The following is a 17,232-nucleotide window of genomic DNA, read 5'->3' on the forward strand; positions in this document are numbered from 1 at the left end:
TATGAAAATTGAATCCACTATCCAAGGTCTATCTGAATCGCTTAAAACAGCTCGAACGAATCAGAAAATTATTGGTTTAGTTCCTACAATGGGGAACTTACACCAAGGGCATTTAAATCTTGTTCGTGAAGCACGTGAAAAGTGCGATATTGTTGTGGTAAGTATTTTTGTTAATCCAATTCAATTTGGACCAAATGAAGATTACGACAGTTATCCACGTACATTAGAACAAGATAGTAAATTATTGGAAGAAGTGGGTTGCGATTTTATATTTGCACCATCTGTTGAGCAAATGTATGGCAATCAACCACGTTTAACCAATATTTCAGTTAGTGATATCACTGCCGATTTATGTGGCTTGCAACGTCCAGGTCATTTCGATGGTGTTGCCGTTGTGGTAACAAAATTATTTAACATCGTACGTCCTAATTTTGCATTCTTTGGTGAAAAAGATTTCCAGCAGCTTGCTGTTATTCGTCAATTTGTACGTGATTTAAATATGCAAATTGAAATTGTGGGTGTTCCAATTGCACGTGCAGAAGATGGCTTAGCACTGAGTTCTCGTAATGGTTATTTATCTGAAGAAAACCGTCAAATTGCGCCAACAATTCATCAAGCTTTAAAAATAGCAGAGCAAGATTTACAACAAGGTAAAAAATTGGCCGATGTATTGGCAAATATTGCATCTACATTAACACAAGCTGGTTTTGTTGTGGATTATGTTGAAGCTCGTACGCCAGAACTTCAAAAAATTGAAGAATTTAACCAAAATATTGTGTTGTTTGTTGCTGCTAAAATTGGGGTAACACGCTTAATTGATAATTTACAGGTTCAGCATAACGCATAACTTGCTTTTAAAGGACAGCATGCCATGAAGCGTATATTGATCGTTACAGGACAATCAGGTTCAGGGAAATCATCTGCTTTACAGGTGCTTGAAGATTTAGGTTATTACTGTATTGATAATTTACCTTTGGCATTGCTTCCTGAAATTGTTGCAAAGCTAGACCGTGAAAATAATTTAGAGCAGTTGGCTTTGGGGGTTGATGTTCGAAGTACACGTGCGGATTTACAAGAATTCGACTCAGTATTTGAGCAATTACAAAAGCATGGTTCGGTTGATATCATTTATTTAACCACCCAAGATCAAGAAATTATTACACGCTTTAGTGCTTCACGCCGTCCGCATCCATTATCAAATCGTTTTAATACCTTAACGCAATGTATTGAAGAAGAAAAAACCTTACTTATTCCAATTCAGTTCCGAGCAACAATTCAAATTGATACGACTGACAAAAGCGTACATGATTTAAAACATATGCTGTTGTCTAGACTGGGACAAACTGATAACTTAATTGTAATTTTGCAATCTTTTGGTTATAAGCATGGTATACCTTTAGATGCCGATTATGTTTTTGACATGCGTCATTTGCCAAATCCACATTGGGATTTAGAGTTACGTCAGTATTCAGGTTTAGATGAACCTGTACAAAAATTCTTGGAATCGAATGGTCAAACAACCGAAATGTTCCAAGATGTTTATAATTTTTTAGATAAATGGTTGCCTGCTTTTTCCGAGGGTCATCGTCACTACATTACGATCTCTATTGGTTGTACAGGTGGGCAGCATCGTTCAGTTTATATTGTGGATAGACTCAAAAAAGCCCTTGAGGCAAAATGGTCTATTCAGGTTTTACATAGAGAAATGAAGCACTGGTCATGATTGACACAACTGTTGACGTAATTAATAAACTAGGGTTACATGCGCGTGCGTCTGGAAAACTCATTGAAGTCACTACTAAATTTCGTTCATCTATTCAAATAGGGAAAGATGGTAAACTAGTAGACGCTAAAAATATTATGTCTTTACTTATGCTAGGTGCAGGTAAAGGCACAACTCTACGCTTAGTGATTGAAGGTGCAGATGAAGAAAAAGCTTTATCTGAGATTCAAGCACTGTTTGCGGCAAAATTTTACGAGGCAGATTAATCGTGGCACGTCGATCGCAACGTTTTACTGAAGATGACTTTGAATCTTTAGAAGGGCGTGCAAGCAAAACCGAACAAAAGAAAGCAGTTCAACGCATGGCTGCTTTAGGTGAACAATTAGCAGAATTGAGCGCCAAACAAATTAAGAATCTTCCTGTGGAAGAGCGTTTAATTGAAGCTTTGGAAGATGTGAAACTCATTACTTCAGGTGAGGCACGTCGTCGTCAATTTCTACGCATTGGTAAATTGTTGCGTAATGAAGATGAAACCGTCATTTTATCTTACTTAACGCCAAAACAAGGTGCAAAGAAAACAGCTCAACTCAATCGTTGGGTAGATCGTATGGTTGTTCAAGGAGAACCTGCGATTAAAGAGTTTATGAAAGCGCATAATGCTGCTGAACATCATCCAATTCGCCAACATATATTGCGTATTAATCGTGATATTTCGAAACAATTACCTGAAGAAGAAATTGCAGCTGCTAAGTTGAAATTGTTTAACTACATTCAACAAGTTGCTTTAATTTCAGATAACTAAATTTTAGTTATTTTCTATGTTAAAAAAGCGACCTTTGAGGTCGCTTTTTTATTGGGTTTAAAATTCACATTAGTAAATGTAAATTAATCAAATTTACCTGTAGCACGTTCTTTTGCCCATTCACGAAGTACAAATTTTTGTAATTTACCTGTCGATGTCTTTGGGATTTCAGTAATAACGACATCTTTAGGAACCTTAAAGCGTGCTAAATGTTCTTTGCAATACGCGATAATTTCTTCAGGCGTTGCCGTTTTTCCAACTTTTAATTCAATAAATGCACACGGAACCTCTTGCCAAATTGGGTCGGGTTTCGCTACAACAGCAGCAGTTAAAATTGCAGGATGCTGATATAGCACTTCCTCAACTTCAAGTGATGAAATATTTTCACCGCCTGAAATAATCACATCTTTAGATCTATCGGTAATTTTTGCATAGCCATCGGGTTGGCAAACAGCTAAATCACCCGTATGGAACCATCCACCTGCAAATGCTTCTGCTGTTGCTTCGGCATTTTTTAAATAACCCTTCATCACAATATTGCCGCGGAACATAATTTCACCCATTGTTGTTCCATCGTTGGGAACGGGTTGCATGGTTTCAGGATCTAAAACTTTCATGCCATCTTGTAACGGATATGGAACACCTTGGCGAGAATGTAGTTGAGCTTGTTCTTGAATGGAAAGATCAGACCAACCTGCCTGTGATGCACACAGTGCAGATGGGCCATAAGTTTCAGTTAAGCCATAAACATGTGTAACGTTGATGCCAATATTTCGCATACCTTCAATAATTGCCGCAGGAGGGGCTGCACCTGCCACCATCACTTCTACGCGATGTTCAATTTTAATTTTATGTTCATCGGGTGCATTAATAAGCATAGATAAAACAATGGGCGCACCACAGAAATAATCGACACGATGTGTATCAATGAGTTTGTAGATAAGTTCAGGATCAATTTTACGTAAGCAAATATTGGTTCCACCATTTGCCGCAATTGTCCAAGCAAAACACCAACCATTACAGTGGAAAAGTGGAAGTGTCCAAAGATAGGTTGCACGTGGCGTCATACCGCAGGCAATAATATTACTTGCTGCGTTGATATAAGCTCCACGGTGATGATAAACAACACCTTTAGGATTACCCGTTGTGCCTGATGTGTAGTTTAGGCTAATGGCATCCCATTCATCTTGTGGTAAGTGCCATTCAAAGTTTTCATCACCTTGAGTAAGCCATGCTTCATATTCAATTTGCCCAATGCTTTGACTTTCACCATCAAATTCAACATCTGCAACATCAATAATATAAATTTCTTGGGATATCAGCGCTAAAGCTTCTTTTGCGATATTGGCAAATTCAGGATCGATCAATAAAACTTTAGATTCTGCATGTTCAAGCATAAATGCCAATGTTTTTGCATCTAAACGCGTATTGAGTGTGTTTAAAACAGCACCTGCCATTGGAACTGCAAAATGCGCTTCGATCATGGCAGGAATATTAGGAAGTAAAACTGAAACGGTATCGTTTTTACCTACACCTAAATTTTGAAGCTGATGTGCGAATTGGCGGCAACGTTTATATGTATCGCGCCAAGAAATGTGTCTAGAACCGTGAATAATGGCATCTTGGTTAGGATAGATATAGGCTGCACGTTCTAAATAGCGTAGAGGCGAAAGTGCAACAAAATTTGCAGGTGTACGTGGCAATTGATCATATGCGCTAACCATTATTATTACTCCATGTAATTTAATTATTTCCCCATGCTTTGAAGATATGCATTTTTAAGGATAATTTCCTTTATTCTTTGGTCGAGTATTTACTCTAATAGTGGGAATTTAATTAATGATCAAATTTGAAAGAGAAATGGAAAGCTGGAATTGAACAAAGATCAAAATTTTATGTCTTAAATATGATGATGATATGGTTTTTTGTTTAAGTATTTTTATGATTGGAATCTTTTATCATCAATCAGCTTGTATAATGTTTTTTAAAAATTAGCAGCAATTTAGTCATGTTAGAAAAAATAAGTTTTGAAAAAAAGTTCATCTTAGTTTTAATTATATATTTTTTATTTTGGATGGTTATTCCACCTGTATTCTCTTCAAGCTTTCCTTTAGATGTGCCAGAAGGCATTTATTGGGGGAAAGAGTTTCAACTTGGATATTATAAACATCCTCCATTTTCTTCATGGATTTTATATAGTTTCTATGCTGTTTTTGGTGTATTTGGTCCATATATTCTCAGTCAAATTTGTATTTCTTTAACGATCTTTTTTGTCTATTTACTCGGAAAAAACATCGTTTCTAAAGAAAAAGCATTTTATTCAGGAGTATTTGTACTTTCGATTTTTTATTACACATGGCCTTCAATTGAGTTCAATCATAATGTTGCTCAAATGCCAATTTGGGCGGGCTTAATTTATGTATTTTATTTAGCACTGAAAAAAAATACATGGAGTGCATGGTTAATATTTGGTGTAGTTACTGGTATTGGTATGCTCACCAAATATTCGGTTGCAATTTTAGTCTTCGCAATCGTTTTATTTTCTTTGTTAACGTCATATAGACGATTATGGTTGACGGCTAAACCATGGGTTGCTGTTGTAGTTGCACTCGCGCTTTTTAGTCCGCATGTTTGGTGGTTGTATCAACACGATTGGTTAACTTTTACATATATTCAGTCACGCTCACATGAAGATGGTGGCGGTGTAAATCATTTAGCTGCATTTAAGTATTTGGCATCTCAAATCGTGAATTGCCTACCTTTACTTTTAATTTTGCTTTGCAATAAAAGTTTATCTTTTAAATTTAGAAATATTAAAATAGACGATAGAAACTTCTTGTTTTTTATTGGGATCTTTCCTGGCTTGTTTTTATTTCTACTAGGCTTAGTTTCTGGGGCAAATATTCGAGATATGTGGGCGTCTCCTATGTGGAGTCTTGTTGGCTTAATTTTGGTTGCAATGATTCCCGAAAATATCTTTCAAAACCATAAAAAAGGTTTGGCTAAAGGTTTAGTCATTTGGTTGTTTATTATTAGCGTATTAATGGCTTGTTATATTCAGTTTGGTGGTCAACTCCGTCATAAGCCATCTCGAATGGATTGGCCTCAGCAAGAATTGAGTTTGAAAGCAGAGCAAGAGTGGAAGCAAATAAGCCATTGTCAGCTAGATAATATTGGTGGAGATAACTGGCTTGCAATTCTTGTTGCAACTAAAATGAATCAAATGCCTTCAGTGATGATGGATACGTCAGCAGCGTATTCACCATGGATGAATTTACAACGTTTGGAACAAAAGGGGAGTTTTATGCTTTGGGAAAAAGATCAAAAGCCAATACTTCCATATGTTTCCGACTTAGAAAAAAATGATCAATTGGTTATTTATCATGGTGAGTGGCAAATCACTTGGGCTAAAGTACCCAATAAACAACCTTTAATTATTCAGTGGCAAGCCTTTGTGCCGAAATCATGCATTCAACCAAAAGAATAGACTGATCTTATGCTTACGAAAAATAATGATGTTTTAGATAATCGGGGAATAGAGTTATCTATTATTTTACCTGCATACAATGATGCGAAAAATGTAGATCTTCTTTTACCGTTGCTTTTTACAATGCTTGCAAAGAAGCAAGTAAATTGTGAAATTATTCTTGTTGATGATGGTGGTAAAGATAATTTATATGAAGTTTATGAGAAACATCTAAATCTTACACCCATCAATATCGAATTTAATTTAATTCAGTTTTCTCGAAATTTTGGTAAGGAAGCTGCTTTAAGCGCGGGGCTAAAAGAGTCACAAGGTAAGCTTGTCGCAATGATGGACTCAGATGGTCAACATCCATTATCTGTACTCGAAGAAATGCTTGAAGCAATTCAGAACCCTGCAATAGATATGGTGGCGGCAGTTCAAGAAACGCGTGAGCATGAAAATATTCTTCTCAAGCTTTATAAACATGTTTTTTATCGTTTTATGCAAGATTCTCAACGCTATAAGCTTGAACCTCACGCAGGAGATTTTCGAGTAATGAAGCGAAAAGTGGTCGATTCACTTCTCGCTTTACCAGAACGCCAAAGATTTATGAAAGGCTTATATTCTTGGGTTGGGTTTAAAACTTTATATTTGCCATTTCAAGCACAAGAGCGCTTAGAGGGTACAAGCTCATTTAACTTTAGTGGTTTATTTGAGCTAGCAGTCATTGGGGTAACTTCATTTTCATTGAAACCTTTACGTTGGATTACTCGTATGGGGTTCTTGGTGTCTGTGATCGCAATTTTATATGGTCTCTTTATTATTGGAGATACCTTATTTTTTGGTAAAGATTTGAAAGGTTGGCCAACACTTGCTGTCGGTATTATGTTTTCAGCAGGTTTACAACTGATTTGCCTAGGTGTGATTGGTGAATATATTGGTCGTATTTATGATGAAGTCAAACAAAGACCGTTATACATAGTGGATAAAAAATGGAACAACAAAAAGCAAGATCAGTAAACCTGCAAAAACAAGGTTTATTCTTCTTCATTGTAGGAAGCTTAACGGCGCTAGTACATTTTCTATCGCTGATATTCTTTGTCCAAGTTTTAAATATCCATCCGAATTTTGCTAATTTTTTTGCTTTTTTAATTGCGTTTATTTTTGGATTTACAGGGCATTTTAATTTTACTTTCCGTTCACAAAGTCAAAAAAGTGAATGGAAATTAAAGCTTGGAAAATGGTTTGCAAGTTCTGTGTTTGGTTTTGCACTAAATCAAGCAATGTTCGCGTCTGGAATCTATCTGTTAGGTGAAAAGTACTACATTTTTATTTGGATTGTTGCGACGGCTCTTGTGACCGTTTGTACATTTCTACTTGCTAAGTTTTGGGCATTTCAAGCGAAGAGTAATTCATGAAAAGTATTATTATTAATGTAGATGATTTGGGCTTTTCACATGCAGTGAATCAAGCGGTAATTGACTTAGCGGAAAAGAAAAGAATTCAAGCAACGAGTTTTATGAGCTTAGGTGAAATTCATCAAAATGAAGTTCAAGCCTTAAAAAATCATCACATTGATATTGGTTTACATTTTGATTTAACTGGCTTAGCAGGTGTGGGAAGCTTAAAAGATGTGTTATTAAAAGCATATTTAAGAAAATTTAATCGATCTGAGCTTGAAGTAATTATTCATCAACAATTTGATCACTTTGAAAATAAAATTGGAAACATCCCCAGTTTTATTGATGGTCATCAGCATGTACATCAGTTTCCTCAAGTGCGTCAGACTTTATTGGCGTGTATTGAACAACGATATAACCAGAAAATTCCTTTAAGAAATACTCAAACCTATCAAACAGATTTAAAAGCAAAAATCATCTACTTTTTAGGTGGATCTGCTTTAAAACAGGAATTAATCAAACAACAATGGCCTCATAATCCATCATTTGCAGGTATCTATGGTTTTAATACAGGCTTAGATGGCCTGAAGGGATTATGGGAAAGTTGGCTTGAAAATGCGCCCAATAATAGTGTCATTATGTGCCATCCTGCACAAATAGATCCAAATTGGACAGATGAAATTTATGCTGCGCGTTGCATTGAGTATGAGTGGTTGTTAAGTGATGAATTCTTGGAACTTTGGAATAAATACCATTGTCATGCGCAATCTTGGAAAAACTTGGCGCTTTAAAATTTAAAAATACATTTCAAGTTATATTGAGTCATTGAAAAACAAGCCAAATCAGGATTGATACGCTTAAAAAGGCATTAACGGTTTATTAAAATGGCTAAGACGTGTAAAATTCTAGCTGATTTTTATTTATCCACCGTTTTTATCTTTTGAGGGTTTCCCTCGATCATAATCTCGCGGTGATATGCTCCATTGTGCGGGGCATCACTCCTTAAGGATTTTTTATGCCTATTATTACTTTGCCAAATGGCGATCAAAAACAATTTGATCATGCTGTTTCTGTTATGGACGTTGCACTAAGCATTGGTCCTGGTCTTGCAAAGAACACAGTTGCAGGTCGTGTAAATGACCGCCTTGTAGATGCAAGCGACTTAATTACAGAAGATGCGACCTTACAAATTATTACGCCTAAAGATGAAGCTGGCGTAGAAATTATTCGCCATTCTTGCGCACATTTAGTAGGTCATGCTGTTAAGCAACTTTTCCCAGAAGCGAAAATGGTGATTGGCCCTGTTATTGAAGATGGTTTTTACTACGATATCTTCAGTGAAAAGCCATTTACTCTAGATGACTTAGCAGCAATTGAAGAGCGTATGAAAAAGCTCATCGATCAAGACTACGATGTTATTAAAAAAATGACACCGCGTGATGAAGTGATTGCAGAATTTACCAAACGTGGTGAAGACTATAAATTACGCTTGATTGCAGACATGCCTGAAGAAACAGAAATGGGCTTGTACTACCATCAAGATTATTTAGATATGTGTCGTGGTCCACACGTTCCAAATACTAAATTCTTAAAATCATTCAAACTCACTAAAATGTCAGGTGCTTACTGGCGTGGTGATGCGAAAAACGAACAGTTACAACGTATTTACGGTACAGCTTGGGCAGATAAAAAACAGCTTGCAGCGTATGTAAAACGTATTGAAGAAGCAGAAAAACGCGATCACCGTAAAATTGGTAAAGCGCTAGATTTATTCCATATGCAAGAAGAAGCACCAGGTATGGTGTTCTGGCATCCGAACGGTTGGACAATTTACCAAGTACTTGAACAATACATGCGTAAAGTTCAACAAGCGAATGGCTACGAAGAAATTCGTACACCGCAAGTGGTTGACTTCTCGCTTTGGGAAAAATCAGGACATGCTGCAAACTATGCAGATGGCATGTTCACGACGCATTCTGAAAATCGTAACTATGCAATTAAACCAATGAACTGTCCTTGTCACGTACAAGTGTTCAACCAAGGTTTAAAATCGTACCGTGATTTACCTGTACGTTTAGCAGAATTCGGTTCATGTCACCGTAACGAGCCATCAGGTTCATTACATGGCATTATGCGTGTACGTGGTTTTACCCAAGATGATGCACATATTTTCTGTACTAAAGAACAAATTGGTCAAGAAGTTGCAGACTTTATTAAACTTACTTTAGATGTTTATAAAGACTTTGGCTTCGAAGAAGTACAAATGAAACTTTCAACACGTCCTGAAAAACGTGTGGGTGATGATAAACTTTGGGATATGGCTGAAAAATCTTTAGCAGATGCTTTAGATGCAGCAGGTCTTGAATGGGATCTTCAGCCTGGTGAAGGTGCATTCTACGGTCCGAAAATTGAATTCTCATTAAAAGATTGCTTAGGTCGTATCTGGCAATGCGGTACAATACAATGTGACTTCAACTTACCAGAACGTTTAGATGCGTCTTATGTAACTGAAGATAATGATCGAGATCAACCAGTTATGTTGCATCGTGCAATTCTTGGCAGTTTCGAACGTTTTATTGGTATACTAATTGAACATTACGCAGGATTTATGCCACCATGGTTGGCACCAGTTCAAGCGTGTGTGATGAATATTACAGATTCACAAGCAGTTGCGAGTGAGTCAGTCGTCGCAAAACTTAAAGAAAACGGTATTCGAGCTATTTCAGACTTGAGAAATGAGAAAATCGGCTTTAAGATTCGTGAACGTACATTAGAGCGTATTCCTTACTTATTGGTTTTAGGTGACCGAGAAGTAGAGGAAGGAACAGTAAATGTTCGTACTCGCTCAGGAACAAATTTGGGTACTATGTCAATCGATGCTTTCGTTGATTTAGTAAAAGCAGCCGTAGCCGAACGCGGCCGGTACATTGTGGAGTAACAGCGATTAAACAGCCTGACCGTAATCAACAGGGCGGAAAGTCAAACCGTCCTGCTTTGAATGATGAAATTCGTGCAAAAGAAGTCCGTCTTGTAGACGAAAATGGTGAGCAAAAAGGTATTGTTAGCCTTGCAGAAGCAGTTCGCGCTGCTGAAAGCGTAGATCTTGACTTGGTTGAGATTGTTGCAAATGCAGAGCCACCAGTCTGCAAAATCATGGACTTTAACAAGCATTTGTTTGATCTTAAGCAAAAGCAGAAAGAAGCGAAGAAAAAACAACATCAAGTACAGGTGAAAGAAATCAAGCTACGCCCTGGTACTGATGTAGGTGATTACAACGTAAAATTACGTTCAATTATCAAGTTCCTTGAAGAAGGTAACAAGGTAAAAATCACTTTACGTTTCCGTGGTCGTGAGATGGCTCACCAGCAGTTAGGTCTTGCTCAATTACAAAAAATTGAAGCTGACGTAACAGATTATGGTGTTGTTGAACAAACGCCAAAAATGGAAGGTCGTCAAATGGGTATGCTACTTGGTCCTAAAAAGAAAAAGTAAGCATCTCTTGATAAAAAAAGCACTGCACTTGCAGTGCTTTTTTTATGTATAAAAATGATTTGTATATGTTTGGCTTTAATCATATAAATAGAGAGGTAAATAGGTAAGTTATTGGCGTTTCTATAAGGCTATATGTGCTTAAATAAACGTTAAAATAATGAAAAATTATATCGATTAATTTTGTGAAATTTAAAGTATTAGCAACAATTCAAGTTTATTAATCATGCTATAACAGTTTTATATAGTTAAGAATAGAAAAAACCAAAGGGATAAAACATGATAGATCTATATTATTGGGGAACACCCAATGGTCTGAAAATAGCAATTGCTTTGGAAGAGATGGGTTTAGATTATGCAATTATCCCTATTAATATTTTAGAAGATGATCAGTTTCAAGCAGATTTTTTAAGAATATCACCTAATAATAAAATTCCTGCCATTGTCGATCAGGATGGTCCAAACCATCAATCCATCTCAGTGTTTGAATCTGGTGCTATTTTGCAATATTTAGGACGTAAAACAGGTTTGTTTTATCCGCAAGATGAACAAGCACGTGTTGATGTTGAGCAATGGTTGATGTGGCAAATGGGGGGCTTTGGTCCATTGTTGGGGCAAAATCATCACTTTAATAAATTTGCATCTGAACAGGTTCCATATGCAATTGAGCGTTTTAATAAAGAAGCAAAACGATTATATGGTGTGTTAGAAAATCAACTCATTGGACAGCAATTTGTTGCAGGTGAGTATTCAATTGCAGATATCGCAATTTATCCTTGGATACGTCGCTATGAATGGCAAAATATTAATTTGGATGAATATCCAAATGTGAAAGCATATATGGAGCGAATAGATGCTCGTCCTGCTGTACAGAAAGCATTAGCGATACAAGTTTAAAATTTCTTTTATGCTAAGATGAAAGACCACCCAAAGCGGTGGTTTTTTATTGGATAAAATTGCATGAAAGACTTCATTTTAAACTTAACCCGAATTCTGGAAAATAACGCTAAAGTCTATTGGAGTATCATTATTGGTATTGTTGGATGTTTAGCATTATTTGTGGTTGAGGCCATACATGTGCAAAATATTTTGGCAGCACTTAATACCAAAGACCAAATTCTAATGAAAACAACCATCGATCCTATTTCACAAATTTATTTTTGGGTACGTGTGGCTGTTATTGTTGTAATGGTGATTTGGGCAAATTTTGAATATTTAAAAACCAAGAAAAAATTAGGCTTGAAGTAAATCTAGATGTGGGCTTTCTTTTTACTTTTTATTTCTGCTTTTGGTGCGGCAACATTATTGCCACTACAGTCAGAAGCCGTTCTTCTTGGTTTGTTTGCAGAAGGGAGCCAATCTATTTTTTGGTTAATTGTGGTTGCGAGTTTGGGAAATGTCCTTGGCTCGTGCGTGAATTGGTATTTAGGTTTAAAGATAGAACATTATAAAAATAAAAAGTGGTTTCCTGTTTCTGAAGCTAAAATGCTTCAAGCGCAGAGTATCTATCAGAAATATGGCTTTTGGTCTTTGTTACTGAGTTGGGTGCCTATTATTGGAGATCCCATTACTTTAATCGCAGGGCTTTTAAAAGAAAATTTTGTTCGATTTTTATTGGTTGTGAGTGTTGCTAAAGTAAGTCGTTATTTGTGTGTTTATTGGATTTTTAGAGATTTTTTCTAATTATTCATAAAGGAAGATGACTAAAACATATTAGAAGTAAATGAATTTAGTCATCCATATTTTAAGATTTAAGCACAACCATCATACTTAAATTGAATTTCATCTTTTAAGTGAGACTTTTTATAAATCCAAAATTTACGCGGTACATCAACATGAGCATTCGAAATAGATTGAATTACTTTTTGGTCTAAGTCGTAAACACCAGAACCTTTCTTAATTTTGACTTTTTTCACATCGCCATGTTTGTCTACTTTAAAGCTAAAAGTGACACTACGATTATGACCATTTAAATTATCTGTATTTACAGAAATTTGAGGTTGTGCACGATATTGGAAAGATGTTTTCTCACCTGATTTTTGTGCAGCCCAATTTTTAGAATTAAAATCATATGAACATTGAACTTCATCTTCTTCAATGAATCTTAAATTAAATGTTTGAAAACCAATGGTTGCGACAGCATTATCTTCTTCAATATACGGTTTAACTTTAGATACACGAACAGCTTGAATTAAAAGGTCGTCTAAATTTTTTAATCCTGTACTTTCTTGAACCGTTGCTTTGGTGACATTACCCGATTCATCGGCATATACGCGTAAAATAGCAGCACGATTTTTTTCTTTTAAATCTTCATTTTTGTATTTAGGTTGGGGAAATTTTTCCCACTGAATACGTGTGGTTAAATGCGCACCTAATGCTGCACTTTTTTGGGTATTCAATTTTTTAGATGTATTATTTTCTTGGCTATATGCTGTAGAAAAAGGTAATACAAGCAATAAACTAGCACACAGGATACTTTTCATAATTTGAATATCTTAATCGAGTTGTATATCGAAAATAGTGAATTAAACTCAGCAAGTATTTCCTGAATTGAAAATACTCGCAAGTATTAAATAAAATTAAGTGAAATTTCTTATGTGTTGTTACCTTTATTAATATCGACAGAGAATAGATCTTTGGTTTTAATCCAACTCACCGTAACGACAGCCATGGTGATACATCCTCCAAAAACTGTTGCCATAACAGCCCCCATATACTTCGCAGCAAAGCCAGACTCAAAAGCACCAAGCTCATTACTACTTGAAACGAACATACCGTTTACTGCGGCAACGCGTCCACGCATATTTTCAGGTGGATAAATTTGTAAAATCGTTTGTCGAATAACAACAGAAATACTGTCGCAAGCACCCGTCATTGCCAGTGCGAATAATGATAGCCACATATAGTTTGAAAATGCGAAAACTAATGTGAATATTCCAAAGCCAGCAACTGCAAGTAGCATATTGCGCCATGCATGATGTGTTGGTGGGAACTTGGTTAATATCATCATGGTAATGAGTGCGCCAATCGCTGGTGCTGCACGTAAATAACCCAGTCCTTCGGGTCCAACTTTTAAAATATCTTCTGCAAAAATAGGAAGTAGGGCAATCACACCACCAAAAAGTACAGAAACTAAATCTAATGAAATTGCCCAAAGTACAATTTTAGTTTTCAAAATAAATTTAAAACCATCTTTTAAGCTTTCTCTTATGTTCTCAGTTTCTATTGACGGGAATGTACGTTTTTTTAAGAGGTTGACGAGGATAAAGCAAATTGTTAATAAAATAGCGACAGAGATTAAGCTCGTTTCACGACCTAAAAATGCCAACATAAAACCACCAAGCATTGGTCCTAAAATTGCACCCGTTTGCCAGCCAATGGTTGTCCATGTCGCGCCATTGGCATATAAATCTTTGGGTATTAAAAATGGTTTTAATGATGTTGCTGATGGACTATATAAGCCTCGAATTGTACCTAAGCCAAAAATGACGGCATAAATACTCCAAGCAAGAGTATGTGTGGAAATTTGACCTAAGCCATAGCTATGAAATAACCACCATAAAATGATGGGCATGGGCACTGCAAAAAATAAACATATTTTCATAATGATTTGTTTATTAAAACGATCTGCAAAATAACCACCCCAAAGCGACAAGCCGATATACGGTATGGCTTCTGCTAAACCAATTAAGCCAAGCGTAAGTGGGTCTTTGGTAATTTGATATAAAGAATAGGCAACAATAATTTCTTGAATAAGAATAGCTAAAGTTAAAAAAAGTTGATTTAAGGTAATAATTGAAAAGTCACGATACCGAAGTGCCGCGAAAGCGTCCTGTGCTATTTTCATGTTGTACTATTTTTAAAGAGATGGAAAATTATACTGCGGAATATCTGTAAGTTTATATGTTCATTTTTTAAATATATAGCGCAAAATTTGAAGACAATCTTGATCTCAATAAAAATAATTGCTTTTGTTTTGAGCAGGGATGCATTAGAATATGCGCTCCCTTACCTGCAGGTCGTTTTTGCAATGGTGCAGACGTTCCGAACAGGTGTTCAAAAGAGGTTGTTATGCCTAAGATGAAAACTCGCCGTGGTGCAGCTAAACGCTTTAAAGCGACTGCTAACGGTTTTAAGCGTAAACAAGCGTTCAAACGCCACATTTTGACCAAAAAATCTGCTAAGCGTATTCGTCAATTACGCGGCTGTGTAATGGTTCACGTAAGTGACGTTGCTTCAGTTCGCCGTATGTGCCCATACATCTAAGGAGATTTATAAATGGCTCGTGTAAAACGTGGTGTTCAGGCGCATCGTCGTCATAAAAAAATTCTTGCTCGTGCTAAAGGTTACTACGGCGCTCGCTCACGTGTTTATCGTGTAGCGTTCCAAGCAGTAATTAAAGCAGGTCAATATGCTTACCGTGACCGTCGTCAAAAGAAACGTCAATTCCGTGCTTTATGGATTGCGCGTATCAATGCTGGCGCACGTCAAAATGGTTTGTCGTACAGCCGTATGATTTCTGGCTTGAAAAAAGCTCAGATCATCATCGACCGTCGCGTACTTGCTGACATCGCTATGCATGATTCAGTTGCATTTGCTGCTATCGCTGAAAAAGCGAAAAGCGCATTAGCTGCTTAATCATCTTAGATGATTTAAAAAAGACCGCTTTTAGCGGTCTTTTTTATTGCCTAATATTTACTGTGGGAATAATTCTGTGTGAATATCCCCATTGCAACCGAAATATTGAACTTTTGCACCGTTAATCCAAACAATATACCCAATACAGCCAGCCTCATAAGTGAGGTCTTTAAACTCGGGATACATCACAGTACCTGATTGAGTTTGCAAAATTGCAGATTTAATTTTTGCAGCATCAAAATTTTTAGAAATCTTTTCAGGATGTGCTTCAAACTCTAAACGTAAGCTACTTCCATTTGAAAGATAGTAGGTCGTTTCTCCACGTCGATAGTTAACATTATACGATTCAATATCTATTGAAATAAGTTGTTGAATAACTTCACCAAAGTGGATTTTGCCTGTATTGGATTTGGTGAATACATTATTAATAATGGAAATTTGTTGTTGATTAAAATGAGACATCAAGCTTCTACTTTTATTGATTGTTAAGTTTATCGATTTATAATTTTATTCAAATGTCGACATGCATTTTAGCGCATTTAAAATGCATGTCAAAACAGTGGTTATAAACCAAAATAATAGCCAATGAGGCAAATAATAATGGTGATAATAATTAATGTGAACACGCCTGATTTTCCAGAAGTTGTTTCAGGGGTGGGCTTATTTTCCTTTTTGAAAATTACACTATTTGGGGTTGTTGTTTCTTCTAAAGGCTCTAACGGATTGTCTTTCACAGCAATTGGCGTTAATTGCGCAGTTTTATAATGATTTGCAACTTTTGTAATGAATTTGGCATGTAAATCATCAATATGTTGCGCAAAATTACGAATATTTAACTGTTCCTCAGGATTAATGACACTGCCATCTTTATGGTAAGGATGTTGAATTTTCTGTTCAATGTATTCAGATAGCGCATCTAATTCATGTAGAGCTTGGTGTGCATAATCTGCTTGATATTCTGTAGGTAATAAAGCGAGATGATTGGCGTGTGATGTTTGTGGTTCATTTAATGATGTTGCATTAGATGATGCAATTCCATAATAGGGTGCATTTAAACTTAATGGTGCTTTATAGCCCATTGCATATGGGTGGTTGAATAACTCATTCGCCATGAATGTGTGAATATCATCCCATTGCGGTTGTTTGAAATCGGCATCTAAAAGCTTTATTAGTTTTGGGTTAAGTTCATATCGCCATAAAATTTCATGACGTAAAGGGCTAGATTGTGTTTGTGGAGCTTTGTAGTCATCTTCAGATAAGTACCATTCAGGTAGCTCTTTACCAAAAATCCATGCTGTTTTTTTATTGGCTGCATGGCTCACAATAAAATGAGGGTAGGCAAGAAGTTCTACATTTACATTTGGATTTTTTTCATCTGCTAATAGTGCTGAATTATGTAGGCTTAAACGCTGAACGCCTTGTTTTTTTAAGCCTTCTAGCCAAATATGAAAATGTTGAGCGAGTAAATGCTGAGAAATTAAATCTCGAAATAGAAAAATATGTTGATCGAAAATAGAGTGGTTAATCCAACGATTAAAGTTTAAATCCTGATTTAAAAACTCATTTCCGTAAGTAACTAAGGCTAATTGTTGTTTCCAAATTTGATCTAGTGCCATCGTGAATGATCTCGTCGTTATTCGCTTTATCTTATACTTTTTATAAATCTAGATGCTAATCAAATTTTACTTACAGCATAACTTCATAAAAGCGACTA

General features: G+C 36.1%; 20 protein-coding genes. 15 read left to right on the forward strand and 5 right to left on the reverse strand.

The window, feature by feature from the left end:
• Position 1 precedes the first annotated feature (1 nt).
• The 4 genes from panC to yjgA are packed head-to-tail and all read left to right on the forward strand — an operon-like array spanning position 2 to position 2,525.
• The gene (gene panC, locus A6M14_RS10055; RefSeq protein ID WP_152874808.1) at positions 2-847 is read left to right on the forward strand and encodes a pantoate--beta-alanine ligase; all 846 of its coding nucleotides are present in this window, start codon (positions 2-4) and stop codon (positions 845-847) included.
• A gap of 24 nt (positions 848-871) precedes the next feature.
• Positions 872-1,723, forward strand: coding sequence for an RNase adapter RapZ (gene rapZ / locus A6M14_RS10060; protein ID WP_152874809.1), 852 nt, complete (start codon positions 872-874; stop codon positions 1,721-1,723).
• Positions 1,720-1,989, forward strand: a complete 270-nt coding sequence (locus A6M14_RS10065) for an HPr family phosphocarrier protein (protein ID WP_152874810.1) — start codon at positions 1,720-1,722, stop codon at positions 1,987-1,989. The genes rapZ and A6M14_RS10065 overlap by 4 nt, the downstream gene beginning before the upstream one ends.
• Positions 1,990-1,991: 2 nt before the next feature.
• Positions 1,992-2,525, forward strand: a complete 534-nt coding sequence (gene yjgA / locus A6M14_RS10070; protein WP_163121293.1) for a ribosome biogenesis factor YjgA — start codon at positions 1,992-1,994, stop codon at positions 2,523-2,525.
• 83 nt (positions 2,526-2,608) lie between these two features.
• Here the strand turns inward: yjgA and A6M14_RS10075 are convergent, their stop codons facing one another.
• A complete protein-coding gene (locus A6M14_RS10075; protein ID WP_152874811.1) occupies positions 2,609-4,249 on the reverse strand; it encodes an acyl-CoA synthetase in 1,641 nt (546 codons plus the stop codon).
• Positions 4,250-4,533: 284 nt separating this feature from the next.
• Here A6M14_RS10075 and A6M14_RS10080 point away from each other — a divergent pair, with 284 nt between their 5' ends.
• The 9 genes from A6M14_RS10080 to A6M14_RS10120 all read left to right on the forward strand — a co-directional run bounded on the left by A6M14_RS10080 (position 4,534) and on the right by A6M14_RS10120 (position 12,563).
• Positions 4,534-6,012 carry a glycosyltransferase family 39 protein gene (locus tag A6M14_RS10080; RefSeq protein WP_152874812.1) on the forward strand — a complete coding sequence of 493 codons (1,479 nt, stop codon included), beginning with the start codon at positions 4,534-4,536 and terminating at the stop codon, positions 6,010-6,012.
• Between the two features lie 9 nt (positions 6,013-6,021).
• Positions 6,022-7,011: a glycosyltransferase family 2 protein gene (locus A6M14_RS10085; RefSeq protein ID WP_152874813.1), complete on the forward strand. Its 990-nt coding sequence runs from the start codon at positions 6,022-6,024 to the stop codon at positions 7,009-7,011.
• Complete coding sequence (locus tag A6M14_RS10090; RefSeq protein WP_152874814.1) at positions 6,984-7,409, forward strand: GtrA family protein; 426 nt, start codon at positions 6,984-6,986, stop codon at positions 7,407-7,409. Before A6M14_RS10085 ends, A6M14_RS10090 begins: the two co-directional genes overlap by 28 nt.
• A complete protein-coding gene (locus A6M14_RS10095) occupies positions 7,406-8,182 on the forward strand; it encodes a ChbG/HpnK family deacetylase (protein WP_152874815.1) in 777 nt (258 codons plus the stop codon). The genes A6M14_RS10090 and A6M14_RS10095 overlap by 4 nt, the downstream gene beginning before the upstream one ends.
• 224 nt (positions 8,183-8,406) lie before the next feature.
• Complete coding sequence (gene thrS, locus A6M14_RS10100) at positions 8,407-10,329, forward strand: threonine--tRNA ligase (protein ID WP_152874816.1); 1,923 nt, start codon at positions 8,407-8,409, stop codon at positions 10,327-10,329.
• A 5-nt stretch (positions 10,330-10,334) separates the two neighbouring features.
• The gene (infC, locus tag A6M14_RS10105; protein WP_163124574.1) at positions 10,335-10,883 is read left to right on the forward strand and encodes a translation initiation factor IF-3; all 549 of its coding nucleotides are present in this window, start codon (positions 10,335-10,337) and stop codon (positions 10,881-10,883) included.
• 276 nt (positions 10,884-11,159) lie between these two features.
• A complete protein-coding gene (locus A6M14_RS10110) occupies positions 11,160-11,777 on the forward strand; it encodes a glutathione S-transferase family protein (protein WP_152874818.1) in 618 nt (205 codons plus the stop codon).
• 63 nt (positions 11,778-11,840) lie between these two features.
• Complete coding sequence (locus tag A6M14_RS10115; protein WP_152874819.1) at positions 11,841-12,128, forward strand: hypothetical protein; 288 nt, start codon at positions 11,841-11,843, stop codon at positions 12,126-12,128.
• Positions 12,129-12,134: 6 nt separating this feature from the next.
• Positions 12,135-12,563: a YqaA family protein gene (locus A6M14_RS10120; protein WP_152874820.1), complete on the forward strand. Its 429-nt coding sequence runs from the start codon at positions 12,135-12,137 to the stop codon at positions 12,561-12,563.
• A gap of 68 nt (positions 12,564-12,631) precedes the next feature.
• Here A6M14_RS10120 and A6M14_RS10125 read toward each other — a convergent pair whose 3' ends face one another.
• Together A6M14_RS10125 and A6M14_RS10130 are read right to left on the reverse strand one after the other, a co-directional pair.
• Positions 12,632-13,363, reverse strand: coding sequence for a TonB family protein (locus A6M14_RS10125; RefSeq protein ID WP_152874821.1), 732 nt, complete (start codon positions 13,361-13,363; stop codon positions 12,632-12,634).
• A gap of 110 nt (positions 13,364-13,473) precedes the next feature.
• Complete coding sequence (locus A6M14_RS10130) at positions 13,474-14,727, reverse strand: MFS transporter (RefSeq protein ID WP_152874822.1); 1,254 nt, start codon at positions 14,725-14,727, stop codon at positions 13,474-13,476.
• A 224-nt stretch (positions 14,728-14,951) separates the two neighbouring features.
• On the opposite strand from A6M14_RS10130, the gene rpmI reads away from it, so the two are divergent.
• Both rpmI and rplT read left to right on the forward strand, forming a co-directional pair.
• Complete coding sequence (rpmI, locus tag A6M14_RS10135) at positions 14,952-15,146, forward strand: 50S ribosomal protein L35 (protein ID WP_004278281.1); 195 nt, start codon at positions 14,952-14,954, stop codon at positions 15,144-15,146.
• Between the two features lie 12 nt (positions 15,147-15,158).
• Complete coding sequence (rplT, locus tag A6M14_RS10140; RefSeq protein ID WP_152874823.1) at positions 15,159-15,518, forward strand: 50S ribosomal protein L20; 360 nt, start codon at positions 15,159-15,161, stop codon at positions 15,516-15,518.
• A gap of 57 nt (positions 15,519-15,575) precedes the next feature.
• On the opposite strand, the gene A6M14_RS10145 is transcribed toward rplT, so the two are convergent.
• Together A6M14_RS10145 and A6M14_RS10150 are read right to left on the reverse strand one after the other, a co-directional pair.
• Positions 15,576-15,980: a DUF1398 family protein gene (locus A6M14_RS10145; protein ID WP_152874824.1), complete on the reverse strand. Its 405-nt coding sequence runs from the start codon at positions 15,978-15,980 to the stop codon at positions 15,576-15,578.
• Between the two features lie 101 nt (positions 15,981-16,081).
• Positions 16,082-17,134, reverse strand: a complete 1,053-nt coding sequence (locus A6M14_RS10150; protein WP_152874825.1) for a hypothetical protein — start codon at positions 17,132-17,134, stop codon at positions 16,082-16,084.
• Positions 17,135-17,232: the final 98 nt, after the last annotated feature.

The sequence above is a fragment of the Acinetobacter portensis genome, from assembly GCF_009372215.1.
Lineage (GTDB): Bacteria > Pseudomonadota > Gammaproteobacteria > Pseudomonadales > Moraxellaceae > Acinetobacter > Acinetobacter portensis.